Annotated in this window: 19 protein-coding genes; 5 read left to right on the top strand and 14 right to left on the bottom strand. The window is 69.8% G+C overall.

Translation table 11 applies throughout. From position 1 onward, the window contains the following. Positions 1-16 precede the first annotated feature (16 nt). On the top strand, positions 17-376 hold the full coding sequence (locus tag ACQ754_RS13730) for a DUF4870 family protein (protein WP_440997603.1): 360 nt from the start codon (positions 17-19) through the stop codon (positions 374-376). A gap of 15 nt (positions 377-391) precedes the next feature. Here the strand turns inward: ACQ754_RS13730 and ACQ754_RS13725 are convergent, their stop codons facing one another. From ACQ754_RS13725 to xth, 3 genes are all read right to left on the bottom strand, one after another. Beyond that, positions 392-748: a fibronectin type III domain-containing protein gene (locus ACQ754_RS13725; RefSeq protein WP_440997602.1), complete on the bottom strand. Its 357-nt coding sequence runs from the start codon at positions 746-748 to the stop codon at positions 392-394. A 29-nt stretch (positions 749-777) separates the two neighbouring features. Continuing rightward, positions 778-1,362: a fibronectin type III domain-containing protein gene (locus ACQ754_RS13720; protein ID WP_440997601.1), complete on the bottom strand. Its 585-nt coding sequence runs from the start codon at positions 1,360-1,362 to the stop codon at positions 778-780. 346 nt (positions 1,363-1,708) lie between these two features. Continuing rightward, a complete protein-coding gene (xth, locus tag ACQ754_RS13715) occupies positions 1,709-2,476 on the bottom strand; it encodes an exodeoxyribonuclease III (RefSeq protein WP_440997600.1) in 768 nt (255 codons plus the stop codon). A 130-nt stretch (positions 2,477-2,606) separates the two neighbouring features. Here xth and ACQ754_RS13710 point away from each other — a divergent pair, with 130 nt between their 5' ends. Genes ACQ754_RS13710 through ACQ754_RS13695 form a run of 4 tightly spaced genes read left to right on the top strand, consistent with a single transcriptional unit; the run spans position 2,607 to position 7,888 of the window. Further along, complete coding sequence (locus ACQ754_RS13710; protein ID WP_440997599.1) at positions 2,607-4,175, top strand: ABC transporter substrate-binding protein; 1,569 nt, start codon at positions 2,607-2,609, stop codon at positions 4,173-4,175. A 20-nt stretch (positions 4,176-4,195) separates the two neighbouring features. Further along, the gene (locus tag ACQ754_RS13705; RefSeq protein WP_440997598.1) at positions 4,196-5,152 is read left to right on the top strand and encodes an ABC transporter permease; all 957 of its coding nucleotides are present in this window, start codon (positions 4,196-4,198) and stop codon (positions 5,150-5,152) included. Continuing rightward, the gene (locus tag ACQ754_RS13700) at positions 5,133-5,954 is read left to right on the top strand and encodes an ABC transporter permease (RefSeq protein ID WP_440997597.1); all 822 of its coding nucleotides are present in this window, start codon (positions 5,133-5,135) and stop codon (positions 5,952-5,954) included. Before ACQ754_RS13705 ends, ACQ754_RS13700 begins: the two co-directional genes overlap by 20 nt. Further along, positions 5,951-7,888, top strand: coding sequence for a dipeptide ABC transporter ATP-binding protein (locus tag ACQ754_RS13695; protein ID WP_440997596.1), 1,938 nt, complete (start codon positions 5,951-5,953; stop codon positions 7,886-7,888). The genes ACQ754_RS13700 and ACQ754_RS13695 overlap by 4 nt, the downstream gene beginning before the upstream one ends. 16 nt (positions 7,889-7,904) lie before the next feature. Here ACQ754_RS13695 and acuI read toward each other — a convergent pair whose 3' ends face one another. From acuI to ACQ754_RS13640, 11 genes are all read right to left on the bottom strand, one after another. Further along, positions 7,905-8,885, bottom strand: coding sequence for an acrylyl-CoA reductase (NADPH) (acuI, locus tag ACQ754_RS13690; RefSeq protein ID WP_440997595.1), 981 nt, complete (start codon positions 8,883-8,885; stop codon positions 7,905-7,907). A 17-nt stretch (positions 8,886-8,902) separates the two neighbouring features. Next, the gene (gene acuR / locus ACQ754_RS13685) at positions 8,903-9,535 is read right to left on the bottom strand and encodes an acrylate utilization transcriptional regulator AcuR (RefSeq protein ID WP_440997594.1); all 633 of its coding nucleotides are present in this window, start codon (positions 9,533-9,535) and stop codon (positions 8,903-8,905) included. A gap of 76 nt (positions 9,536-9,611) precedes the next feature. Continuing rightward, the gene (locus tag ACQ754_RS13680; RefSeq protein ID WP_440997593.1) at positions 9,612-10,625 is read right to left on the bottom strand and encodes a hypothetical protein; all 1,014 of its coding nucleotides are present in this window, start codon (positions 10,623-10,625) and stop codon (positions 9,612-9,614) included. Next, positions 10,622-11,782, bottom strand: a complete 1,161-nt coding sequence (locus ACQ754_RS13675) for a diguanylate cyclase (RefSeq protein WP_440997592.1) — start codon at positions 11,780-11,782, stop codon at positions 10,622-10,624. Before ACQ754_RS13675 ends, ACQ754_RS13680 begins: the two co-directional genes overlap by 4 nt. Beyond that, a complete protein-coding gene (locus tag ACQ754_RS13670) occupies positions 11,779-12,558 on the bottom strand; it encodes an MBL fold metallo-hydrolase (protein WP_440997591.1) in 780 nt (259 codons plus the stop codon). The genes ACQ754_RS13675 and ACQ754_RS13670 overlap by 4 nt, the downstream gene beginning before the upstream one ends. 59 nt (positions 12,559-12,617) lie before the next feature. Next, on the bottom strand, positions 12,618-14,465 hold the full coding sequence (gene recD / locus ACQ754_RS13665) for an exodeoxyribonuclease V subunit alpha (RefSeq protein WP_440997590.1): 1,848 nt from the start codon (positions 14,463-14,465) through the stop codon (positions 12,618-12,620). Beyond that, positions 14,462-18,067 carry an exodeoxyribonuclease V subunit beta gene (recB, locus tag ACQ754_RS13660; RefSeq protein WP_440997589.1) on the bottom strand — a complete coding sequence of 1,202 codons (3,606 nt, stop codon included), beginning with the start codon at positions 18,065-18,067 and terminating at the stop codon, positions 14,462-14,464. The genes recD and recB overlap by 4 nt, the downstream gene beginning before the upstream one ends. Beyond that, complete coding sequence (gene recC / locus ACQ754_RS13655) at positions 18,064-21,348, bottom strand: exodeoxyribonuclease V subunit gamma (RefSeq protein ID WP_440997588.1); 3,285 nt, start codon at positions 21,346-21,348, stop codon at positions 18,064-18,066. The genes recB and recC overlap by 4 nt, the downstream gene beginning before the upstream one ends. A 91-nt stretch (positions 21,349-21,439) precedes the next feature. Continuing rightward, on the bottom strand, positions 21,440-21,781 hold the full coding sequence (locus tag ACQ754_RS13650; protein ID WP_440997587.1) for a Tat pathway signal sequence domain protein: 342 nt from the start codon (positions 21,779-21,781) through the stop codon (positions 21,440-21,442). 112 nt (positions 21,782-21,893) lie between these two features. Then, entirely contained in the window at positions 21,894-22,523 is a 630-nt protein-coding gene (locus ACQ754_RS13645) for an energy transducer TonB (RefSeq protein WP_440997586.1), read from the bottom strand. Between the two features lie 1,055 nt (positions 22,524-23,578). Continuing rightward, positions 23,579-24,286: a MotA/TolQ/ExbB proton channel family protein gene (locus ACQ754_RS13640; protein WP_440997585.1), complete on the bottom strand. Its 708-nt coding sequence runs from the start codon at positions 24,284-24,286 to the stop codon at positions 23,579-23,581. Positions 24,287-24,735 lie beyond the last annotated feature (449 nt).

Genomic DNA, 24,735 nt, shown 5'->3' with positions numbered 1-24,735 from the left:
GCAGTTGCGAGGCATCATGAACAACGAGGAGAACGCGAGCCTGGTCGAGGCCGGTGTGGGCAACGTCCGCTTGGTCTACATCCTCTATCTGGTGGCGCTGGTGGTGGGCATCACCGGCCTGATCGGGGTGGTGATGGCCTACATCTACCGCGATGGCGCCTCGGAGTGGCTGCGCAGCCACTACACCTGGCAGATCCGCACCTTCTGGATCGGCCTCGGCCTGTCGGTGGTGGGGCTGATCACGTCGGTGATCCTCATCGGTTGGCTCATCTGGCTGTTCACCGCCGTCTGGCTGATCGTCCGCTGCGTCAAGGGCATGCAGTGGCTGGAGCGCCGCCAGCCGGTGCCGGACGTGGAGAACTGGCTGTTCGGCTAGCCACGTCGGTAGCCGTTAGTCGATCACGATCCGAAAACGCCGCGATAGCGGTCCGGACTGGCCATAGATGTTGTAGGTGCGTAGGGCGATGTAGTACTCGCCGTGCGGGAGCCCGGTGAGCGTGTAGCTGCTGCGATGCGGGTCAGCAATGTGCACTTCGTGCTCATTAGATTCGCGGGTAAGGCCGTAGACCAGGTCAAAACCGTCGATCTCCGCGAGGCTGAGCGGGGTGCCGTCCACGCGGGTTGTGGGCGCAACCCAGCTCACGGTCACGCTGGCGTTGCCGGGACTGGCACCACCGCCTCCGCCGCCGCAGGCCGTAGCTGCGGCGGCGGTCAACAACGGGAGGAGACGATAATCGAACACCACCAAATGCCCCTGCTCGGGGAGACACTACTATTTTAGTCGATTGTTACCCGGAGCTCATTCGAGTACGCACTCACCCGACCCCCAATATCATAGGCGCGTACCGCGATGTAGTAGCTCCCGGACGTCAGCTCCTCGATGGTGTAGGACTGTCGGTAGGGGTCGTCGATTCGGATCTCGTGCTGGTAGTCCCCTGAGGTTGTGCCGTAGTAGAGGCGGTAACCCGCGAGATCCGTCATCGCAAGGCTCCTGCCGTTTGAACGGGTAGTGGGCGCGCGCCAAGTCACGGTGGCCTCCGCGGGTTCGGGTTCGGGTTCGGGTTCGGGCTCGGGTTCGGGCTCGGGCTCGGGCTCGGGCTCGGGCTCGGGCTCGGGTTCGGGCTCGGGTTCGGGCTCGGGCTCGGGCTCGGGTTCGGGTTCGGGCTCGGGCTCGGGCTCGGGCTCGGGTTCGGGCTCGGGCTCGGGTTCGGGCTCGGGCTCGGGCTCGGGCTCGGGTTCGGGCTCGGGTTCGGGCTCGGGCTCTGCCTCAGCCTCAGGGCTCGAGTCTGGGTGGGTGTCTACGCCGTTTCCGTCGGTCCCTCCGCTGTCGTCCTCCGGTGTGGCCCCGCTGCCTGTGTTCACGTCATTCCCTGGATCGGGTGAGCCGTTGTTCGCCGGCGGCGAGTCTGGGTCCGAGGCGTTTTGGTTCCTCGTCTCGGCCGGATCGCCGTTTCCATTGTCGCTGCTTGTGCCGCTGCCGCCCCCGCAGCCCGCGAGTAGCAACAACAACGGCAGCAGGAGTCGCGCCGCTTGGCGCACGACTGTACCGCGCCTCATGGTCCATCCCCCCGTGGATGCCTCAGAAATGGCGTCGTCGAAGCCCAACGACGGCGCGGATTAGGCCAGTCCTAAAGGATTGTCACGGCGATTCAGATCACACTTCGACCAATGCTCCATCGGAACGAGAGCACGTTTGACAAGCGTTTGATTAGACTGTGAACTCTGCCACGACCGGCGCGTGATCCGAGGGGCGCTCCCAGGCCCGGGGCTCGCGGTCCACGTAGCTGGCGGTCAACCGCTCGGTGAGCGCCGGGGCGGTGAGGATGAGGTCGATGCGCAGGCCGCGGTTGCGCCGGAAGTTGTTCATCCGGTAGTCCCACCAGGAGAAGGTCCCCTCCGGCTGGTCGAAGCAGCGGAAGCTGTCGCGCAGCCCGAGTCCGGTGAGCGCCTGCAGGGCCTCGCGCTCCGGTGTCGAGCACAGGATCCGCTCCCGCCAGGCCTCGGGGTCGTGGACGTCGCGGTCCTCCGGGGCGATGTTGAAATCCCCCACCACCGCCAGTCGCGGGTGGCGCTCCTGCTCGGCGGCGAGCCATTCCCGCAGGTGGGAGAGCCAGGCGAGCTTGTAGTCGTACTTCTCGTCGCCGACCGCCTTGCCGTTGGGCACGTAGAGATTGATGAAGCGGGTGTCGCCGATGGTTGCCGCCAGCACTCGACGCTGGTGGTCGGCGAAGCCGGGGATATCGGTGACTACCCCGGTGATCGGCTCGCGGGCGAGCACCGCCACCCCATTGTAGGTCTTCTGCCCGCTGTGCACCGACTGATAACCGGCCTCCGCCAATGCCTCGGCGGGGAAGTTCTCGTCGGTGAGCTTGGTCTCCTGCAGGCCCACGATGTCCGGCCGGGCCTGCTCCAGCCAGGCGAGGACCTGGGGTAGGCGCACCTTCAGCGAATTGACGTTCCAGGAGGCGATCTTCATGGGGCGGATCCGGCGTACTGGCTTCCCGGTGTCGGGCGGCGGAAAGCTTACCGGCCACGGGGCGCGGATGAAACCGCCACGCCGATCCGCTACCCTCCGACGAAGGCCAGCACAGCACGGGAGGCATGCCGTGACGGAATCTACCGACGACCGGGACCGCAAGCATATCGACCAGCGCCGCCGCCGCATCCTGCAGGCGCTGGGCATCGCCGGTATCGGCGCCGGCACCATGGGGTTTTGGCCCGGCGCCCTCCGTGCCGCCTCCGGTGAGCCGCAACGCGGTGGCACCCTGCGGGTGGCGCTGCCCTCGGTGAAGACCATCGATCCCCTGCGCGTCTCCAGCGGTGGCGGGATCGCCGTCATCCAGCAGGTGGGGGAATACCTGGTCTGGGCCGAGGATGACCTCTCCCTGCGGCCGGTACTCGCCACCGACTGGCAGGCCCAGGACGGCGGCCGCCGCTGGGTCTTCGAGCTTCGCCAGGGCGTGCGCTTCCACGACGGCCGGGAGATGACCAGCGCCGATGTGGTCGCCTCCTTCCGCCGCCTGGTGGACCCGGAAAATCCTACCGCGGCGGCGTCCCAGCTGCCGTTCCTGAAGCCGGAAGGCGTCTCCGCCGACGGCGACTACCGGGTGGTCTTCGAGCTGGAGCAAGCGGTCGGGCGTTTCCCCTACTACACCCAAACCTACAATGCCATCATCCTGCCGGCGGATTTCGATGGCGACTTCGCCGCCAATCCGGTGGGTACCGGGCCATTCCGGCTGGTGGACTACAAGCCCCAGGAGTCCGCGACCTTCGAGCGCAACCCGGAGTACTGGGACGCCCCACGTCCCTACGTGGACCGGCTGGAGTGCGACATCTACGGCTCCACCCAGCCGCAGATCCTCGCCCTGCGCGGCGACGAAGTGGACATGATGCTCCTCGCCGGCCCGGTGGATGCCAAGCCGCTGTTCGAGGCCGACGGCGTGGAGGTCCTCACCGCGGCCTCGGCGATGACCCGGCAGCTGACCATGCGCACCGACCAGCCGCCCTTCGATGACGTGCGGGTCCGGCGCGCTGTGGCCCTGGCCATGGACCGGCCCACCATGGTCGAGACCCTGCTCGGCGGCCGCGCGGAGCTGGGCAACGACCACCCCGTCGCCCCCATCTACCCGGAGGCGGTGGACCTGCCCCAGCGGGAGCGCGATGTCGCCGAGGCGAAACGCCTGCTCGCCGAGGCGGGTTATCCCGACGGCTTCGAGATCGACCTCTACACCGGCCGCTTCGTCGAGCTGCCCCAATACGCCGTGCTCGCCCAGCAGATGCTCGAACCGGTGGGGATCCGGGTGAGCATCAACGTGGAGCCGCTCAACGTCTACTACGAGCACTGGACCGAGGTCCCCATGGGGTTGACCGACTGGACGGCGCGCCCCACCGTCGGCCAGATCCTCGCCTCGGCGTTCCGCAGCGATGCCGAGTGGAACGCCCCGCACTGGAAGAACGCGGAGTTCGATGCGCTGCTCGACGAGCTCGAGGCCACCACCGACGACGGGCGACGCAGCGAGCTGGCCACCGAGATCGCGGGGATCCTGCATGACGAGGTGCCGGCGGTGATTACCTATTTCCCCAACGCCCTGCGCCCGGTACGCAGCCGGGTGCGCGGGGTGCGCGCGCACATGTCCAATTACCTGGATCTGCGCGACGCCTGGCTGGCGGGATGAGCGTACGGTAACGGGCCGCGATGACCCGTTTCCTGCTCCGCCGGCTGGCGCTGCTCGGGGCCACCCTGCTGGTGGCCTCGCTGCTGATCTTCCTGATGACCTCGGTGATGCCCGGCGATGTGGGTCGCATCGTCCTCGGCCCCTTCGCCGGCGATGCCGCGGTCGCCGAGCTCAACCGCCAGCTCGGCCTCGACCGGCCGGCGCCGGTGCGCTACCTAGAGTGGCTGGGCGGCGTGCTCACCGGGGACTGGGGGCGCTCTCTGACCCTGGACACGGCGGTGCTGCCGTTGGCCCTGGAGCGCCTCGGCCGTTCGCTGCTGCTCGCCGGCTACGCGCTGGTGCTGCTGGTGCCGGTGGCCATCGCCGCCGGTGTCCGCGCCGGCCAGCGCGCCGGCGGCCCCTTCGATCGTGTCGCCTCGGTGGTGGGGCTGGCCTTCGGCGCTATGCCCGAGTTCGTCACGGGGGTGTTCCTCATCGTCGGCCTGGGGGTGGGCCTGGGCTGGCTGCCGGTGCAGGCCCTGCCCGACGAGGGGGCGGGCCTGCTGGAATGGCTCCGCCACCTGTTGATGCCCGCGCTCTCGCTGGTGCTGCTGCTGTTCGCCTATCTCTTCCGCATGGTCCGCTCGGGGATGATCGGCGAGCTGGAGGCCGACTATACCCGCACGGCGGTGCTCAAGGGCCTGCCCCGCGGGCGGGTGATCCGGCATCACGTGCTCCGTAACGCCCTGTTGCCCACCATCACCGTCATCGGCGCCCAGCTCGGCTGGCTGGTCGGTGGCCTGGTGGTGGTGGAGACGCTGTTCCGCTACCCGGGCATCGGCAGCCTCATGGAATACGCCGCCTCCAACAAGGACATCCCCCTGCTCGCCGGCTGCGCCCTGCTCATCACCGCCATCTTCGGCCTGGCCAACCTCACCGCCGACGTGATCTACGCCTGGCTCAACCCGCGGGTACGGCATGCCCTTTCCGGGCGCTGAACGCCTGCGCCGCTCGCCCGCCCTCGCCGTGGGGGCGGTCATGGTGCTGGCCTGGCTGGTCACCGCGTTGGCGGCGCCGTGGCTGGCCCCATACGGCCCCACGGAGAGCGACTATGGCGCGCTCAGCCAGGCGCCGTCACTGGCCCACTGGTTCGGTACCGACGAGTACGGCCGGGACGTGCTCTCCCGGGTCCTCCACGGCGGGCGCTACGTGCTGCTCATCGCCCCCGCGGCCACCCTCATCGGCCTGGCTTTGGGGGCGGCCATCGGCCTGATCGCTGCCTACTCGGGCCGCTGGGTGGACGAGGCCATCATGCGGCTGCTGGACGCGGTGATGGCCTTTCCCATCGTGGTCCTGGCGTTGCTCGCACTGACCATGCTCGGTGGCTCCACCTGGAACGTGGTCCTGGTCATCGGGCTGGTGTTCGCGCCGCTGATCGCCCGCACCGCCCGGGCCGCCGCCCTGGTGGAGGTGCGCCGGGAGTACGTCCAGGCCGCGCGGATCCGCGGGGAAGGCCCGCTCTATGTCCTCGCCGTGGAGGTGCTGCCCAACGTCCGCGGCCCGCTGGTGGTGGAGGGCACCATCCGGCTGGGCTATGCCGTGTTCACCTCGGCGACCCTCGGCTTCCTCGGTCTGGGGGTCCAGCCGCCGGCCCCGGACTGGGGGCTGATGGTGGCGGAGAACCGGGCCTTGCTGACCTCCGCGCCGTGGACGGTGCTGTTCCCCGCAGGCGCCATCGCCTTCGTCGTCATCGGGTTTTCGCTCATGGCCGACGGCCTGCGCGAGCTGGAGGAACGGTGAGCGGGCCCATCCTGGCCCTGGAGGGGCTGTCCATCGCCTACCGCAGTGGCGGGGATTGGCAGGACGCGGTCTCGGAGGTGAGCCTCGCCATCGCGCCCGGAGAGGCCTATGGACTGGTGGGGGAGTCCGGCTGCGGGAAGTCCACGGTGGCCATGGCCGCGATGGGCTATCTGCCCAGCAATGCCCGGGTCAGCGCCGGGCGTATCCGCCTCGCCGGTTCGGACATCGCCGGTCTGGACGCGGAGGGGTTGCGCCGGCTCCGTGGCGGTACTGTGGCGGCCGTCTACCAGAGCCCGGGGGCGGCGCTGAATCCCTCCCTAACGGTGGGCGAACAGATCGCCGAGGTCTATCGCCTCCACCGTGGCATGCCCAACACGGAGGCCTGGCGGGCGGCGGCGGGGATGCTCGAGCGGGTGCAGATCCCCGACGGCGCCCGGGTCTGCCGGCTCTACCCCTACCAGCTCTCCGGGGGCATGCAGCAGCGCGCGGTCATCGCCATGGGCCTGGCCGGTGATCCGGACCTGTTGGTGCTCGACGAGCCCACCACCGCCCTGGATACCACGGTCCAGGCCGAGATCCTCGCCCTGTTCGAGTCCCTGCGCGCCCAGATGGATGTGGCGCTGCTGTTCATCAGCCACAACCTGGGGGTGGTGCGCTCGGTCTGTGACCGGGTGGGGGTAATGTACGCCGGTGAGCTGGTGGAGCAGGGCGATGCCGAGGCGCTGTTTCGCGATCCGCGCCACCCCTACACCGCGGGGCTGGTGGCCTGTATTCCGGACTTCGACGACCATGCGCGACGGCTCGCGCCCATCCCCGGCGCCCCGCCGGAGCCGGGGCAGCGTCCCGGCGGCTGCGTGTTCGCGCCGCGCTGTCCGGTGGCCGGCGAGCGCTGCCACCGTGAGCGCCCACCGCTGGCGGCGGTGTCCGCGGGCCGCGTCAGCCGCTGCCTCTACCCGGGGGCGACGCCGGACCCCCTGGCCGGCGCGCGCACCGAGGCCAGCGCCGGCGAGGGTGCCGGCGAGGTGGTGCTGGAGGCCGCCGGCATCCACCTGACCCTGGGTGGTGTCCCGATCCTCCGGGACGTGGACCTTACCCTGCGCCGGGGCGAGACCCTGGCCCTGGTGGGGGAGTCGGGCAGCGGCAAGACGTCACTGGCGCGTGTGCTCACCGGTCTCGCCCGTCCATCCGCCGGACGGCTAACGCGTCAGGGCCGCGGCGGGCGCACGCCGCAGCCGCTGCAGATGGTCTTCCAATCACCGGACGGCACCCTCAACCCCAGCCACCGCATCGGCTTCGTCCTCCGCCGGGCCATCCGCAAGCTCGCCCGGGTCGGTCGTCGCGAGGCGCGGGAGCGACTGCCGGGGCTGATGGAGGCCGCGGCCCTGGATCCGGGGCTCGCCCGGCGCCGCGGCGGCCGGCTGTCCGGCGGCCAGCGCCAGCGGGTGGCCATCGCACGGGCCTTTGCCGGTACCCCGGACGCCGTGATCCTGGACGAGCCCACCTCGGCGCTGGACGTGTCCGTGCAGGCGGCCATCCTGGAGCTGCTGCGCGGCCTGCGCGACCGCCAGGGGGTCGGGTATCTGTTCATCACCCATGACCTGGCGGTGGTCCGCCAGCTGGCCAATCGGGTGGCGGTGATGTATCTGGGCGGGATCGTGGAGGAGGGACCGGCGGAGGCGGTCCTCGCCGGCCCGTGCCATCCCTATACCGAGGCGCTGGTGGCCGCCGTGCCCCGGGGCCGGGAACGGCCGGTGCGCCCGCGGCTCGCCGGCACCAATCCGGGTCCGGCGGAACGGCCCGCCGGATGCCCCTTCCACACCCGTTGCCCCTACGTCATGGACGTCTGTCGCAAGGAGGCGCCACCGCTGCGCACGCCCCATCCCGGCCACGGTGTGCGTTGTCACCTCGAGGCCGCGGACTTGCCGCGGCCGTGATCCGGGGGCGGTGGGGTCACTGCAGGCGGACGACGATCCTCCCGCGGACCTTGCCCTCGAGGAGCTCCCCGGCCTTGTCGATGGCCTCCTCGAGGCCAATGGTGTGCGTGATGGCGTCGAGCTGTTCCGGGTCGAGCAGCTCGCCGAGCCGGCGCCATGCCTCGATGCGGTCCGATTGGGGCCGCATGACGCTGTCAATGCCGGCGAGCGTCACACCGCGCAGGATGAAGGGGGCCACGCTGCTGGGGAGGTCCATGCCTTGTGCCAGCCCGCAGGCCGCCACCGTGCCGCCATATTGCGTCGAGGCTAGGACGTTCGCCAGCGTGTGGCTGCCCACCGAGTCCACGGCGCCGGCCCAGCGCTCCTTGGCGAGGGGCCGCCCGGGCTCCGAGAGCTCGCTGCGCTCGATGATCTCCTGTGCCCCCAGGCCCCGGAGGTAGTCCGCTTCCTGGGTGCGTCCGGTCGCCGCGATCACCCGGTATCCGAGCCGCGCGAGGAGCGCGATGGCGTAGCTGCCGACACCGCCGTTGGCGCCGGTGACCAGCACATCGCCCTGCTCCGGGGTCACGCCGTGGCGCTCCAGCGCCATCACCGAGAGCATGGCGGTGTAGCCGGCGGTGCCGATGGCCATGGTCTGGCGGGCGCTGAATGCGCCAGGCAGCGGAATCAGCCAGCCACTGTCCAGCCGGGCCTTCTCCGCGAGGCCGCCCCAGTGCTTCTCCCCCACACCCCAGCCATTGAGCAGGACGCTGTCCCCCGGCTGGTACGCGTCGGAGCTCGAGGTCTCCACGGTTCCCGCCAGGTCAATGCCCGGCACCATGGGAAACTGCCGCACAACGGGCCCCTTGCCGGTGATGGCGAGGGCATCCTTGTAGTTCAGGGTGCTGTATTCCACCCGTACGGTCACGGCGCCCTCCGGGAGCTGGGATTCATCCAGCGTCTGGACTCCGACGCGCTGCTCACCGTCCGGCTTTTCGATCAATATCGCCTTAAACATCACTCACCTCTCTGACGCTAGCGAGGAAGCCCCTCCAGGTAGGAGCGCACGAAGACCTCCATGGGCCGAACGCTGCGCTCCAGCCTGGACCGCATCACCGCCCCCTCCCAGCCGATCCAGAAGGCCTCGGCAAGCCGGGCGCAATCGACGTCGCCGCGGAGCTCGCCGAGTTCCTTCGCCTCTTCGAGGCAGCGCGCCACGCGGCGCTGCCAATCCTCGAGGGTGGCCTGCAGCCACTGCCGATACTCGTCCGGCAGGCTGCACACCTCCTGGCCCAGGTTCCCCACCAGGCATCCCCGTCGAAAGTCGTGACGGGCCATGCCCTCTTTGGCATCGGTGACAAAGGCCTCGATACGGCGGAGGGGCGGTTGCTCGGGATTCAGCAGATGGCGATCCAGCTTGTTGGCGAAATAGGCGCCGTAGTGTTCCATCACGGCGCGGCCGAAGGCCTTCTTGCTCGGGAAGTAATAATAGAAGGAGCCCTTGGGGACCCCGACGCGCTTGAGGATCCCGTCGATCCCGGACGCCGTGAAACCCTGCTCGGTGAGCACCTCGGTGCCGCTGCGGATCAGCGCGGCGCGCGTGTCATCCTCGGCCCGCGGCGACTTGGGCGGACGCCCGCGCCGGCGGTTCGGTGCTGGAGATGTCATGAGGAAAATATAGACCGATCGTCTATAAAAAGCAATGGCCGATACGGGGTGCGCCGTCGCATGCGCCTGCCTTGGGCTAATGCCGTGGGGGGTGCCCATCCTCCGAAGGCCCGCGGCGGTAGACCACATCCAGCCCATGATAGCTCTCCGCGCCGGCGGGCAGGTGGAGGAGGCGCCGCCAGATCGTGTGGACGCTGTGGTCCATGAGATCGCGGTCCCGAAGCACCGCATCTAGCGCGGGCTCCTGCTGGAATCCCGTCTCGACGACGATCTCCACGAACGGTTCCCCCGGCGGCACTGCCTCCCGTGGCTCGAATTCCCGCCAGCGTGGGTCTTCCTGGGCCTCCGGGGCGCCCCGGTGGAGCCGGAGCAGGGCCTCCACGACGGCGGCGACCGGCGGGGTGCGGCGGGGCTCGAAGTCGACGGGGCGCAGCGATCCCCATGCTCGGCGGGTTCCGTTGGTGGCGGCGCTGCTCAGGCAGGGGTGGCCCAGGCACTGCATCCGCCGGGCCTCTGCGTCAGGGATGACGCGGCGGGCCACGGCGTCGATGGCGGCGTGATGGCCCATCAGCGGACGGGTGATCAGGCGATAGGCCAGGTGGGGGCCCGGTGCGAACGCCGTGACATCGCCGGCCTTCTCGCCATGCTCGCGGATCAGCGTCCGGTGCCGTCGTGTCCCCAGGTTGAAACGCTGCACCTCGATCAGGCTGACCGAGATGCGTTTGCCCGCGGGGGAGCCAACCACCATCGCCAGGCCGTAGCGGAGGCGATAGCGGGCGAAGGGCGCGGCCGGTTCCCGTGTCTCCATCGTCAGGGCGGCCTTGGTGAGGGGGTCGAGCCGGGCATGGGCGGGAAAAACGGAGTCCGAGTCGGCAAGCGCGCTGGACAGCGCCTCGGTGAGCGCCGCAGCGTCCACCCGTTGGAAACCGCCGGCGGCGGTGAAACCCTCGCGCAGCGCCTCGAGTCGGTGGCGCTCGGCCGGTGGTGTTCCCGTGAGGAAGGGCTCGGCCAGGGCGGGGCCGAACCCCGGCGCCATGAGCGCGGTGAACAGCGCCACGAAGCGCCATCGGCGCAGGGTGGGCGGGTTCATCGCGCCGATTGCTCTCCGCAGCCCACGACCTGGACACGGTTCCGGCCGGCTGCCTTGGCCTGGTAGAGGGCATTGTCCGCGGCCTCGATCAGGGACTGCGCCTGGCAACCCGATCCCTCGAGGACGGCCACGCCCAGGCTGACGGTCACCGGTGTTCGCTGCGCCACGAGGCGGCGGATGCGCTCGCCCGCCTCGGCCCCGCGTTCCCGGTCGCAGCCGGGCAGCAGGACCAGGAATTCCTCGCCGCCGAGGCGGACCGGCAGGTCGCCGCCGCGGAGCTCGCCGCGCAGGATCCCGGCCAGCTCCTTGAGCAGCCGGTCGCCCTCCGGGTGGCCGTGGCGGTCGTTGTAGGCCTTGAAGTGGTCGATATCCAGCATGGCTACCGCCAGCCCCATGCCGTGGCGCCGGGCGTTGCCCAGGTCCCGCTCCAGCGCCAGGTCCAGGTAGCGGCGGTTACCGAGGGCGGTCAGCGCGTCGCGCATGGACAGCGCCCGGGTTTCCTCGTAGAGGCGGGCGTTATGGATGGCCAGGCCGAGCTGTTGGCCGATGGCCACGAAGGTGTCCATCTCCCGCTGGCTCAACTCGAAGTTCGGCGGCAGATAATAGTAGAAGACACCTACGGTTTCGTCCTGGGCCTTCAGCGGCAGGATCAGGTGGCCATGGGGCTCGAAACCGGGATAACGGATGGTGTGATTGGGGTCGCGCTGGCAATCGCGGGTGACGATGATATTGCCATCCTGTGCCGCCCGCCCGCACAGGCAGTCGCCCACCTGCATGCCCTCGTGGGCGGCGAGGAACTCCCGCGACGCCCCGCGGTGGGCGGCCAGCCGCATGCCGAACCCCTCGACCAGGAAGATGCCCATGGGGCAGGGATGTTCCAGGGAGAGCACCCCTTCCATGGCATCGAGGATCTCTTCGAAGAGCGCCTCGGTGGTGATCGAGCGGGTCACCGCCGCCGCCACCCCATAGAGGCTGGCGAGTTGTTTGTTGCGTGCTTCCAGGGTCTGCTTGGTGGCCTTGAGCTCCTCTAGGGCCTGCTCCCAGAGGGCACGCATGCGTTCCGCCTGGCCCATGGACTCACGCAACAGGCGGTTTTCCCGTTCCAGATCGGCGACGCGCCGGGTTAGGTCTTCGGTATCCGGGATTTCGCTGCTCATTCGATGTCCGCGTAGATAATGTCGGTGCCACAGCGCAGGCGGTACAAGTAATCCAGCGCCAGCTCCACATGATCGGGGCCGATGATGGAGCCGTGTTGCGGGAGTATGGCCTCGACGGGATAGCGGTCCAACTGGTGGAGGAAGCCGCGGGCGGCGAGGTTGGAGGCCATGTACTCCGTGTGGAAGAGGTCCAGCTTGGGCCGATGCGCCTCGAAGTCCTCCACCAGCAATCGCCAGTCGGTGTCCAGGGCCGCCCAGATATCGCCGGAGAACAGGTAGCCCGAGGCATCGTCGTGGGTGGCCACCGCCCCGGGAAAGTGGAGGAACGGCGCGGGTATGAATCGCAGCCGCGCGCCGGAGGGGAGCCGGTGCTCGGGATTGCGTTCCATGTCGTGCCACTCGTATCCCTCGATACCATAATGGGGCAGCAGCACCTGCGTGCGCGGCGTGGCAAAGACCGTGATATCCGGGTTCAGCGCCAGCCATTGCCCCATGGAAGCGGCCACGTCCGGATCCTGGTGGCTGAGGATCATCCCCGTCACCGCCTCTGGCGGCATGATCTGCGCGACGCGATCCCGGACGATGGGGAAATATTGCCGGCTACCGGGGTCGACGAGGATCCCGGCGTCGCCGTCGCGGATCAGGTAGGTATTGCAGCGAAAGGCCGTCTCATCGGGGATCCCCAACCAGTAGATACCCCGGTCGTCGCCCTCGTGCAGCACCGTGGGGCGGTCCGAGTGGTCGATGGCGTCCTGCAGCCGGTTGCGGATGGGCATGCCCTGGCTCCCGCTGTGATGATCGTCGCATTGGCCGTTTCAGGCTGCCATGGCCGCCATCATCGGCCAAGTGCCGCCACGGCGCTGGCGAGGCCCGAGGCGCGGCGGGTGGGGCGGTCGCGGACCGTCTCGCGGATGACCCCCGGGCGGCCCCAGATGGTGGCGTGTTCCCGGGCCCGGGTGAGGCCGGTGTAGAGGAGTTCGCGGGTGAGCACCGGGCTCGGCTCGTCGGGCAGGACCAGCAGCAACCGCTGGAACTCCGAGCCCTGGCTCTTGTGCACGGTCATGGCGTAGACGGTCTGGTGGGCGGGCAGGCGCTGGGGAGCGAAGTCCCGCAGCCCGCTGTCCGGCGCCGGGAAGTGGGCGCGCAGCCCTTGGCCCGTCTCCCAGACCAGGCCAATGTCGCCGTTGTACAGGCCCAGGGCGTAGTCGTTGTGGGTCACCATCACTGGCTGGCCGTGGTACCAGCGCCCGCGGGCCAACGGGCCGAGGAGCTCGCGGATCATGCGGTTGATGCCGCCGGCGCCGAAGGGGCCCTCGCGCAGGGCGGTGAGGATGCGGAACCGCTCCAGGGCGGCGAAGGCGTCGTGGACCTCGGTGGCCTCGGTGATGGCGCGGTAGCGGGGAAGCGCCTGCTCCGCGAGCGCCCCGCGCAGGCCGGCGGTGTCCATGGCCCGGAAGGCGAGCTCGCCGTGCGCACCCCCCTCGCCGACCTCCCGCAGCAGCGCCACCGTCGCCTCCCCCTCGCCGTCGCGGATCAACCGGGCCAGTCGGCCGATGCCCGGCGGGCCGTCGCCCTCGTCGCGGAAGCGCCGGCTGCGGTGCAGGAAGGTGATGCCGTCGGCGAGCGGGCCGGCGGCCCCGATATCCGGCAGGCGTTGCCCGGTCACCGCCGCCAGGCGCTCGCGCATGGCCGGTGTATAGCCGTCGGCCCCTGCACAGAGATCGCCCAGCACCGCGCCGGCCTCTACGGAGGCGAGCTGGTCCTTGTCGCCGAGCAGGATCAGACGCGCCCGGGGCGGCAGTGCCTCCACCAGCCGGGCCATCAGCGGCAAGTCCACCATGGAGGCCTCGTCCACCAGCAGCACGTCCAGGTGCAGGGGGTTGTCGGCATTGTGGCCGAAGCGCAGCCGGCCTGGCCGGGCCCGCAGCAGCCGGTGCAGGGTCACCGCCTCCCGGGGGATGGCCTCCAGGACTGCCGGATCGCGCAGCCGTTCCGGAGTGGGGAGGGTGGCGGCGATGGATTCGGTGAGGCGCGCCGCCGCCTTGCCGGTGGGGGCGGCCAGGCGGATCCGCGGCGCGGCGCCCGCCGCCAGGCCCTGCTCGGCGAGTAGGGCGAGGACCCGGCTGACGGTATGGGTCTTGCCGGTGCCCGGGCCGCCGGAGACCACCGCGAAGGGACGCAGCACCGCCACCGCCGCGGCGACCCGCTGCCAGTCCACCCCGCTGCCGGGGTCGCCGAACAGCCGCTGGAGCCCGTCGGTGAGGAGGGGGTCGTCCACCGGCGCTTCCTGGCCGGAGAGGGCGTGGAGGCGCGCGGCCAGGTGCTGCTCGAAGCACCAGTAGCGGCGCAGGTAGAGCCGGTCGCCGTCCAACACCAGCGGTGCCGGTCCGCCCCCGGGTGTCTGCATCACCGATGCCGTGGTCAGGGTCTCCCGCCAGGCGTCTAGGGTAGGGGTATCCGTTCCCGCCACATCCTGGCCCGGGTCGGCGAGGACCCGGCGGCCGGCGAAGGCGGCGAGGTCCAGGCAGATGTGGCCCTCGCCGAGCTGCTGGCTGGCCAGGGCCGCTGCCAGGCGTACCGCTGGTGGCGTTCCCGCGTCGAGGGTGAGCAGGAACTCCGCGAAGCGGGCGTCCAGGGCCCGCAGCAGCCCTGCGGTGGCGGCCTCGCGCAGCGGATCCCTCATGCCGTTGCCTCCGCGCCGCCGAACAGTGCGTCTAGGGCCTCCACCACCGCGCGCTCCGGACGCACGCGGTGGATGCCCGCCCCCGGCCCGCTGGCCGGGCTCATGCCGCGGAGGAAGAGGTAGCGGACGCCGCCGAAGTGGCGGTCGTAGTCATAATCGGGTAGCCGCGCGCGCAGCAGGCGGTGCACGGCCAGGGTGTAGAGCATGTATTGCAGGTCGTAGCGGCTCGCGGCGATGGCCTGCTCCAGGCGCTGGGGGGCATAGGCCGTGGTCGTATTGCCCAGGTGGTTGGACTTGTAGTCCACCACGTAGTAGCGGCCTTGGTGCTCGAAGAGCAGGTCGATGTAGCCCTTGAGCATGCCGCGCATACGGCCGAAGGTCAGCGGCGGCCGCCGCGTGTCGCCCACTGGCGGCAGGGCCGCGTCCAGGTCCGCGGCCGCCACGTCATCGGCGGGGAAGTAGAACGCCAGCTCGTCGATGCGCTGCCCGCCGCCCAAATCCGCCAGCCGGATGCCGGCGTCGTCCAGCGGCGTGGCGAGCACACCCTCTAGGTGGGCGGTGATCGTCTCCGCCCAGCCGCCGTCGAAGCCGTAGGCGGGCAACAGGTGCCGTACCAGCGGGGCGAGGGACGACGGCTCCGTGAAGACGGCGAGCTCCAGGACCCGGTGCAGGAAGGTGCCTGCCCGCGCCCCCCGGGGGAAGCCGAAGATCCCGCCGCCGGCGGGTGGCTCGCTAGGGATGGCCGTGGCGTCCTCCATGGCGTCGTGGTCGGGCTGCTCGATGAGCTGACCGGCGTGGCTGGCCAGCAGCCCGGTGTAGCTGCTCAGCCGCCAGTCCTGGCGGACCGTCCCGGTGAGGGCCAGGGCCCGGCCGCGGCGTTCCGCGGGCCGGCTCTCCCCGGCCCCCGCCCCGTTGGGGGCCGGCACTTCGGTGACCGTAATGGCCCCAGGGTGCGCCTCGCTAAGGTGGTCCCAGGGGGCGCGGAGGGCGGCGTCGGTCTCCGGGAATTCCCCGAGGGGCGTCCCGGTGTCCGGGTCCTCGCCGGGGAATAGCAGGTAGCCGAGCCCGGAGCGCTCCGCGTCGGTGTAGTGGCCCCAGGCCAGATAGCAGCGGTGGGAGGCACGGGTCAGGGCCACGTAGAGCAGCCGCACCTCCTCGGCGAGGTCCTCCCGCCGCTGCCGGGCCACGTGGGTGTCCAGGGCCTCAGAGCCCAGGTCCAGGCACAGGGCGCCGGCGTCGTCGTGGAAGCGGGCGCGCTCGGGGTTTTTCTCGGCGCCCCGGGTCAGGGCGAGGAAGGGCAGGAAGACCACCGGATACTGCAGCCCCTTGCTCTTGTGAATGGTGACGATGTGCACCAGCTCGGCGTCGCTCTCCAGGCGCAGCTCCGCCACCTCGCCGGCCCCGTCGGGGTCGTCGATGTGCTCCTGTAGCCAGCGCAGCACCCCCGTGATGCCGTAGCGCTCTGTCGCCGCCTGCTGCAGCAGCTCGCCGAGATGGAGCAGGTTGGTCATGCGCCGCTCCGCCTCCGGGGCGGCGAACACCCGGGCGATGACGCCCTCCTCGTGGAGCAGGGTGTGCAGCATGGGCAGCACCCCGCGCTGCTCCCAGCGCTCCCGGTAGCCGGCAAAGCGCTCGATGCGGTGCTCCCAGGGCCGGCCCGCCTGCATCTCCCGGTAGAGGCCGGCGGCGCTGAGCCCCATCAGCGGGGTGCACAGCGCCGCCCGCAGCAGCCGGTCGTCGCCGGGTTCCGCCACCGCCCGCAGGATGTGGCCCAGGTCCTCGGCCTCACGGCTGGCGAACACGCTCTGCCGGCTCTGGTGGACGGCGGCGATGCCCCGGGCCGCCAGGGCCTGTTTGACGGCCTCCGCCTGGTGGTGACTGCGGACCAGCACCGCGATGTCCTGCGCCTGCAGGGGCCGTTCCCCCAGGCGGGCGGCACCGTCGGCGGCGCGGCGCAGCAGCCCGGCGATCTCCCCGGCGCAGGCGCCGGCGAGGCGCTCCGCCGCCCGGCCCTTCGCGATCGTCTTTTCCTTCTCGCCGCGGGGTTGGAACCAGACCTGCAGCCCGTCGGCGGCAGTGCCATCGATGCTCAGGGGGCGCTGGTCGGCGCGGCCGGCAGCACGTACCCGCGGTAGTTCGATCTCCTCGAACACAAAGGGGCGCTGGGGGGCACGGAACAGCGCATCCACGGCCTGGACCAGGCGCTCGGTGGAGCGGAAGTTCCGCGGAAGGGTGAAGCGCCCGGTCTCGGCGTCGGTGGCCCGCCGGGCCTGCATGTAGGTGAAGATGTCGGCGCCGCGGAAGCTGTAGATCGCCTGCTTGGGGTCGCCGATCATGAACAAGCCGGTGCCCGGTCGTCCCTGGTAGACGGCCTGGAAGATGCGGTACTGCGCCGGGTCGGTGTCCTGGAACTCGTCGATCAGCGCCACCGGGTGGCGCCGGGCGAGTCGCGGGGCGAGGGTCGCCCCGCCGGGGCCGTCCAGGGCGTCGGCCAGGGTGGTGAGCAGGTCGTTGAAGGAGAGCAGCTGCTCCTCGCGCTTGCGCGCGGCGAGCCCCTCGCGCAGGGCGAGGAGCCCGTCGTGGAGGACCTCGATGCGCCGGTGCCGGTCCAGGGAGTCGCCGAGCTCCCGTACCCGGCTGCAGGCATCGAACAGGGGATGGACCGGTGGTCCCTCGCCGGCCTTCGCCGCCCGGGCGAGCACGGATTCCTCGAGCCTTTCGTTGGTGAGCAGCTCGAAGCCCGCGGGCAGGGGCAGGTGGGGAGCGGCGAACCATTCCTCCCAGCCGGGGCGCAGGGTGGCCAGGCGCTCCGCGGCGTAGCCCTTGTCCTTGGCGGCGCTCAGCCGCTTGGCGGCCACGGCCTCCCCGATCCGCTCAAGGGCCTCCCCCGCGGCGCGGTGCCATTGCCCGGCGGCCTCCCCGGCGGCGGCCGTGAAGGCCTGTTCCAGATGCTCCCGGGCGGCGCCGTCGGGCTCGGGGAGGATGGCCAGGGTCGGGTGATTGAGCTCGCCGCGCAGCTCGCCGAGCAGGTCCCGGGGGGTGCGCCAGCGCGATCGCACCCAGCGGGCGTAGGGTTCCGGGCGGGCATAGAAGCGCCGGCGCCAGAAGTCCTCGACGATGGCCTCCTGGAGATGGGTCTCGTCGGTGACCAGCTCGGCGCGGAAGGGCGCGCCGCTGTCGAAGGCGTTCTCGCGAAGGGCGCGGTGGCAGAAGCCGTGGATGGTGTGGATGGGCGCCTCGTCCACCCGGGTGAGCATCTCCCTCAGCCGCTCGGCGCAGGCGGTGTGGTCGTCGCGCTGGGCGAGCAGGGCCTCGAGCACCGGGTCGTCGCCGTCGGCGGCACCCACCTCGAAGGCCCGGGCAGCGGCGCGCAGGCGGCCACGGATGCGGTCGCGGAGCTCTTCGGTGGCGGCCTCGGTGAAGGTCACCACCAGGATCTCGCGCAGGTCCAGGTCGCGGCCGAGCTCCGCAGCGCCATCCAGCACCAGGCGCAGGTAGAGCGCGGCGATGGTGTAGGTCTTGCCGGTGCCGGCGCTGGCCTCGATGAGGCGCAGCCCGGTGAGCGGCAACCGGGCGATGTCCAGCTCCTGCATGGCCGTCATCCCTCTCCCCCATCCCGGTGTTGGAGCAGCGGCAGGAACAGCCGCTCCGCCCGGGTGGGGAACTCCGGGTGCTCCACGGCGCTGGCGCCGCGGAACACCGCCGACCAGCTCGGGTCGCTCTCCTCGCCGGGGCGGTGGTTGAAGTCGTCATCCTCCCAGGCGGCGCGGGCCTTCTGCATCGCCCGGTCCTGGTCGCCGTTCTTCGCCAACTCCCGGGCGAAGGCCCAGGCGCTGCGCAGGGGCAGGGGCAGCGGGGCGTGCAGGCCTTCCCAGTAGAGGCCGAGCAGATCGGCCAGCTGCGCCCGGGCCTGCTCCGGCGCCAGGGGGGTCAGGGTGATCTCCTGGGGTGGCTGGTTCCGCTCCCCCTCGCCCAGGTGGCGGGTGTGGCGGTCGAGGGCCTCCGGGGCCATGGCGTTGAGGGCCAGGTGGCGGATCCATACCCGGAGCTGATCCGCCGGCCCCACCCGGGCGGCGCGATAGCTGAACAGCCCGGCTTCCGTGACGCCATCCAGCCACCCGGTCAGGGTGAAGCCTTCCAGGGCGAGGTCCACCTCCACCGCTTCCCCCGGGCCCGGCCGTTGCTCGGCGACGCGCTCCTCCAGGGGGGCGATACGGGTGGTGCCCTCGCGCAGCACGGCCTGGCCGAACGGACCCTCCGGCAGTGTGCCGCTGGCCTCCAGTAGGGTGCCCAGGGTGGCGGTGTCCCCGCCGGCGAGGCGCTGCTCGAGGAGCTGGTTGCGGAGGTGGTAGCCTTCCAGCCCGTCCAGCGCGAAGGGCTCGCTCTCGGCCTCTCCCGCGACCTCCCGCTGCAGCCGGGTGTCCAGGCGCAGCCGCAGGAAGGCCTCGGCGGGGTTGCGGAAGAAGCGCACCAGCTCGTCGACGGTAAGCGCCCGGAGCTCCGGTTCCGGCTCCGGCAGGGGCTCGTCGGCGAAGCCGGGTACGCTGTCGCCCGCCTCGGTTTCCTCGGCGTCCGGCGGACGCAGCCAATCCTCGGCATAGCTGAACAGCGCTGCCTCGGCCTCGCCACTATAGCGGGGGCTGAAGGGCTGCAGGGGGTGGACGGTGAGTAGCCGCTGGCTGGGCGGCGTGCCGTCTTCCGTGGTGAAGCCCCGGTCCAGGGTGTCGTTGAGCTCTTCGATGAGCACCGAGGGCAGCCGCGGGCTGTCGTCACGGACGTCCCGGCCCACATAGCTGAGGTAGAGATAGCGCCGGGCGGCGAGCAGCGCCTCCAGGAACAGGTAGCGGTCGTCCTCGCGCAGGCTGCGGTCGCCGGGGCGCGGCTCCCGGGCCATGAGGTCGAAATCCATGGACGGGTCCTGGCGGGGGAAGTCCCGGTCGTTGAGGCCGATGAGGCAGACCGCCTCAAAGGGGATGCTGCGCATCGGCACCATCGCGCAGAAGGTCACGGGCCCGGTGAGATAGCCGCCCGGCTGGCCCTCCTCGCCGAGGGCCTCGAGCAAGTGGGTGCGCAGGGTATCCGGCGGCAGCTCCGCGGCCAGGCCGCCGGCAGCGGCGGCCTCCACGAAGCCGGCCACCGCGTCGCGCACCCCCTGGAGCGCCGTGCTCTCTTCTTCGTCCCAGGGCCGGAAGAAGGTCTCCAGCACCCCGTTGAGCAGGGTCTGCCAGCCCGCCGGCGTGTGGTCCTGGCCCATGGCGCGCCGGGTCTCGAGCAGGGCGTCCCAGAAGGCGTGGAACGCCCCGAGCCAGGCGGCCTCGCCACCCTCCACCTCGGGCAGTGGGGCGATGTCATGATACAGCGGTGTGTCGTCGTCCATGGCGTAGCCGAGCAGCAGGCGGTTCAGGCCAAAGCGCCAGCTGTGGGTCTCCCAGCCGGCGGGCAGGTCCTCCTCGGCGCGATGGGCGGCGTCGGCCCCCCAGCGGATGCCGCTGTCGCGGACCCAGCCGCGGATGCGCTCCACCGCCTCGGCATCCAGCTCGAAGCAGCGATGCACCGCCGGCACCTCGAGGATGGATAGCACCTCGGCGGCGGTGAGCCGGCTCCGTGGCAGCGAGAGCATCTGCGCGAACACCTGCACCACCGGATGGCGGCCGGGCAGGGTGCGGTCGGCGATGGACCAGGGGATGTAGCGCGCCCCGGCGGCGTTGCCGAACACGGCCTCGATGAAGGGGGCGTAGGTGTCGATGTCCGGGGTCATCACCACCACGTCCCGGGGCCGGAGGTCGGTCTCGTCGAACAACCGGCGGAGCTGGTCGTGGAGTACCTGCACCTCGCGCATGGGGCCGTGGCAGGCATGTACGGTCAGCGAGCGATCCGCCGACGCCAGGGGCAGCGGTTGCGCCTCCTCCCCCGGCCCGCGCCGGCGCAGCAGCAGGATGTCCTGCTGCAGCCGGCCGAGATGACTCTCGGGCGCTGCCTCGTCGCTGCGGAAGTGGTCGGCGTCGTCGTTGCTGTGGGTCTGCAGGGCTTCCAGGAAGGCCCGACCGGTACGCCCAAGTGAGGACAGCAGTGGGTGGCCGGTGCTGTAGTAGTCGGTGGCATCGGCCAGGCCGAGCCTGCGCCAGCGCTCGCGCAACCGCGCCAGGCCGCGCTCGGAGATGACATCCCCCCAGTAGTGCAGGCAGGGGTTGAGGGCGAAGACCTCGACCGGGATGTGCACCGCCAGCGCCGCCAGCAGCTCGAGATAGGCCGGCGGCGCCGAGGACAGGCCGAAGACGAACAACCGTGGCGGCAGGGCGCCGGTATCCACGGCTCCGGCGGTGAGGTCCGCGATGTAGCTGGCGAGCAGTTCGGCACGGTCGCGGCCCCCGCCGGTGTCGGCACGCAGCCGCCGCCAGAGCACGGCCTGCCAGTGCTCCTCGGCGCCGTCCTCCCATTGCCGGATCCAATCGGGTCGGTAGACCAGGTACTGGTCATAGAGCCCGGCCAGTCGGTCGGCGAGCTGGTAGGCGCGGTTGCCCCGGGGGTGTTCCGCGTCGGCGAGATAGCCCCGCAGCGGGGCCAGCGACGGCTCGTCGAGGAGCTCCGGCACGAGCTCCAGCAGCCGCCAGCGCAGGGCCTCGCGGTCGAAGGGCGGCTGTTGGGGCAGCTCGGGCCAGTGGCGGCAGAACAGCCGCCAGACCAGACCGCCGAGGAAGGGGAAGTCCACGTTGGCGAGGATCCCCTGCCGCTCCGCCAGGGTGAGCGAGAGCCAGTGGGACATGCTGGCATGGGGCACGACCACGGTCTCGGGGGTCAGCGGCGGCAGCGGCGCCTCGGCCATGGCTTGCCCGAGGGCCTCCGCCAGGGCCTCGAGCCGGTTGCTGTGATGGGTGACGAGCACGGTGCGGCGCGGTCCTTTGGTACTAGTGCACTAGTGTGCCCCAGACTGCCATGGGACCGCGACGTACCGCGTCGTTACGAGTGATCTCGGCCTATTGGATGAACGGGACTCCAGCGACACTCTCCGTATCCAATCGCGACAGGCAGTCATCGTGATCACCGGTCTCGTCCTCGCACGCGAGGATGTCGTTCAGAAGTACTCGCCCAATCGCGTCACAGGGGAGTTCGTCGATACGAAAGACCTTGACGCTCGTCTTGCCGGCGGGCAGTGGCGCAGTCTCCACTGCCAATCGCCGTGCGATGATGCCGTCACCATCGAACATCACCAAATCGAGCGTGAGGCTGTCGTAGGCGCTTTCAGCGGTGTTCTCCACTACGAGATAGGCGAGGCAAGATTTTCCCTCCTGCTCGAGTTTGTTGAGCTGTAGGGTCACTTTCTCCGCCGTATGTCCAGTTGCGGGAAACGCTATCAACAGGACAAGCCAAAGGTAATATCGGATTATACGTGAACGCATGGGGGGTCTCCTTCTCTCAGTATCAAGGCCACTAGCGCAACGAGAATTGAATAGGTACCCGTAGTTCGAGGCGACGGCGATTTAGCTCCGCGGGAATGGGAGGCAAGGGTGCCGCTCGTTCGATCATCGCCTTGACCTCCCTGTCCAGGGTGGCATGGCCAGAACTCCTTACGAGCTCGTACTCAAGCACGTAACCGTCCCGGTCGAAGATGACGCGCAATATGGCGGTTCCCTCCTGTCGTCCGATTCGGGCCTGTTGGGGATAGCTCTTATTTTTCTCGAACCACCTCCGGAGAGTGGCCAAGTAGTCGGTCTGGGTGCTATCTGCCTCGTCAGTGGCTGCACCCGTGCCACTGGCACCGTCATCACTATCCCGGTGCCTGTCCGTGCTCTCGTTGTTCGTTACGGTCCCCGACTGTTCAGCCTCGATATTGCGGCCCATTGCTTGAGCAGTCACTGCTGCCGGTTCCTCCGTCTCGGCCTCGGCGGCAGTGGGTTGGGCCCCCGGGGCGGCTGGTTCGTGCGGGTCGGCCGCAGCGGCTGCTGATTCGGTGGTTGCGGTTGCCGGTTCCTCCGGCTCGGCCTCGGCGGCAGTGGGCTGGGTGCCCGCGGCGGCTGGTTCTTGCGGCTCGGCTTCGGCGGCACTGGGCTGGGCACCCACGGCGGGTGGTTCCTGCGGCTCGGCTGCGACGGCTGCTGATTGGGTGGTTGCGGCGGCCGGTTCCTTCGCCTCGACCTCGGCGGCAGTGGGCTGGGCCGCCGCGGCGGCTGGTCCCTGCGGTTCGGCTGCGCCGGCTGTGGATTGGGGGGCTGCGGTTGCCGGTTCCTCCGTCCCGGCCTTGGCGGCTGTGGCTTGGGGGACTGCAGCTGCTGGTCTCTGGGGTTCTGTCTTGTGAGCTCCCCGTCGGCGACTCTCACCTGCTGGTTCGGCGGGCTCGATGTCCCCGGTTGCGATATTTGGGTGCTGAGGATGTATGTCGGTAATGGGAGCAGGCCCGACCTCGGGGGCCGCCTCTGGCCCGAACGATGGTCCTGTAGCGCGGGTGATTCTTGGTCCCGGTTCCGCTGCCGGTCTACGCTCGGGTGCGGTCTCGACGGCTGTAGCACCATCCGCTTTAGCCTCGGCCCGCTTCGGGAGGGCGTTATCAACGCCTCCTTTTGCCCTGCGCGGGGCCTCGGCGCCGATTAGCTCCGGCACCTCCGCCCCTGCGTTCGCGGAGGCGCCGCCCTGGGCTTCCAGGGAGATCTCCAGGCCTTCACTACCCGCCGCCGGGGTGCCGGTGCCCTGCTCGCGCTGCAATAGCAATATCGCAGCGGCGACATGAATTAGCACCGCGATCGTGAACGCGAGTAGCCATTGCCGGCGTGATACGTCCATCAGTGATCCGCGACAGCCAGTAGCCCGAGTCGTGCGCGCACGACTCGGGCCGACCGCATCAGAAGGCGTATGCCAATGTTCTTTCGCTGGCGGGGACCCGCGCCCGGGTACGGCGTACCTCCTGTTATGGCCATGCCTTCCATAAGGCAACTCTCCCGGTGGATTTCCAGCAGCACCCCCTGTATGGGGAATACTAGCTGCCGGTACCCAACGTCCCCACTTCGATGGTACCTCTGGCCACGTAACGTAAACCGGCCGCGGAGAGTGCAAGCACAGTGAATGGGAGATCAGCAGATGACGTGCGGTACCTTAATTCTAGGCAGTCGCTGGGTGGCCGCTCACACGCCGGAGTCATTGGCTTCGGTGCGTGGTGATGGCTCACGAGCCCTCTCCTCACCGGATTGATTCCCACCGGGGGTGCCACCGGCGAGGTCCTCCGTGAATACCCGGGTGATCGCATCGTCCATGCGGTGGGCCACGCGTTCCACGCGGCGCTCGAACCAGTTGAGCGCGGCGATTACCGGTATGGCGATGGCGAGCCCCACAGCTGTGGTCAACAACGCCTCCCAGATCCCTCCGGACAGTACTGCAGGATCGATCCGACTGCCGGCCAGCTCCAGCTCCCGGAACGCCTTGATCATCCCGAGCACCGTGCCGAACAGACCGAGAAGCGGAGCGAGGGAGCCAATGACTTCAAGCGGGCGTAAGCCGCTGCGCAGGCTCTCTAGGGCATTGCGGGCGTAACGAGTCACCTCCTCTCGAATCCGGTCTTCGCCGACGCCCCGCCTAAGGCCATTCAGTGCCTGGGCTAAGGCCTGTGCGGCTGGGTTTCGGCAGCTATTCACCCGCTGTTGGGCCTCATAGAGGTGACCATTCCGAAATAGCGTAAGTGCCTCCTCCGTGGCTCGCCAATCACTGATACGTAACAAGCGGAACTGCCAGACCTTTCCGATTATCAAGGTGAGCGCGAGCATCGACATCAGCAGCAAAATCGGCACCACCGGACCACCCGCGTCGAGCAAATTGATCAGGCGTTGCCAGTTCATGGTTTCGCTATGACCCACATCCAAACCTCACCGGGTTATTGGCGGCCGCGGACAATCAGTAGCCCAATGGGCACAGGCCGCTGCCCTGATGCCGTCTCCTTGTGGAACATGGGGTGCTCACCTGATCGTTATCGATAACGGTGTCTTGGCAGATCGGACGCCAGTCCTGGTAGATGTAATGCCGTAGCATGGTCGAATAACGTATAGCCAAGGATCGGCGCGCGCTACGCTTCCACGAACGGCAGATGTGCGTTTCCCTAATAAAGAGCGGTACTTACGGCTAATGCAAGGTGATGGAATGCCCCGATAGGCGGCCTACCACGGGGGCCGCCAGAGACATTTGGTGCCGATAATTGCGGGTTACCCGGTAGGTAGTCCGTCCTGAATAACCCATTACGCGGCAGCCCGCATTCCGGGTTCGGGATTCTGATTCCGGCCGACGGTGTTGA

It is taken from the genome of Arhodomonas sp. SL1 (assembly GCF_052060015.1).
GTDB lineage: Bacteria > Pseudomonadota > Gammaproteobacteria > Nitrococcales > Nitrococcaceae > Arhodomonas.
The sequence above is the reverse complement of the archived record's forward strand: the minus strand, read 5'-3'. Positions and strand labels throughout refer to the sequence as shown.

Coding starts and splice junctions, on each gene's coding strand:
- ACQ754_RS13705 (WP_440997598.1), top strand. CDS start 4,196: ATGACCCGTTTCCTGCTCCGCCGGCTGGCGCTGCTCGGGGCCACCCTG.
- ACQ754_RS13730 (WP_440997603.1), top strand. CDS start 17: ATGAACAACGAGGAGAACGCGAGCCTGGTCGAGGCCGGTGTGGGCAAC.
- ACQ754_RS13700 (WP_440997597.1), top strand. CDS start 5,133: ATGCCCTTTCCGGGCGCTGAACGCCTGCGCCGCTCGCCCGCCCTCGCC.
- ACQ754_RS13675 (WP_440997592.1), bottom strand. CDS start 11,782: ATGAGCAGCGAAATCCCGGATACCGAAGACCTAACCCGGCGCGTCGCC.
- ACQ754_RS13680 (WP_440997593.1), bottom strand. CDS start 10,625: ATGAACCCGCCCACCCTGCGCCGATGGCGCTTCGTGGCGCTGTTCACC.
- recD (WP_440997590.1), bottom strand. CDS start 14,465: ATGAGGGATCCGCTGCGCGAGGCCGCCACCGCAGGGCTGCTGCGGGCC.
- acuR (WP_440997594.1), bottom strand. CDS start 9,535: ATGACATCTCCAGCACCGAACCGCCGGCGCGGGCGTCCGCCCAAGTCG.
- acuI (WP_440997595.1), bottom strand. CDS start 8,885: ATGTTTAAGGCGATATTGATCGAAAAGCCGGACGGTGAGCAGCGCGTC.
- ACQ754_RS13640 (WP_440997585.1), bottom strand. CDS start 24,286: ATGAACTGGCAACGCCTGATCAATTTGCTCGACGCGGGTGGTCCGGTG.
- ACQ754_RS13670 (WP_440997591.1), bottom strand. CDS start 12,558: ATGCCCATCCGCAACCGGCTGCAGGACGCCATCGACCACTCGGACCGC.
- xth (WP_440997600.1), bottom strand. CDS start 2,476: ATGAAGATCGCCTCCTGGAACGTCAATTCGCTGAAGGTGCGCCTACCC.
- recB (WP_440997589.1), bottom strand. CDS start 18,067: ATGACGGCCATGCAGGAGCTGGACATCGCCCGGTTGCCGCTCACCGGG.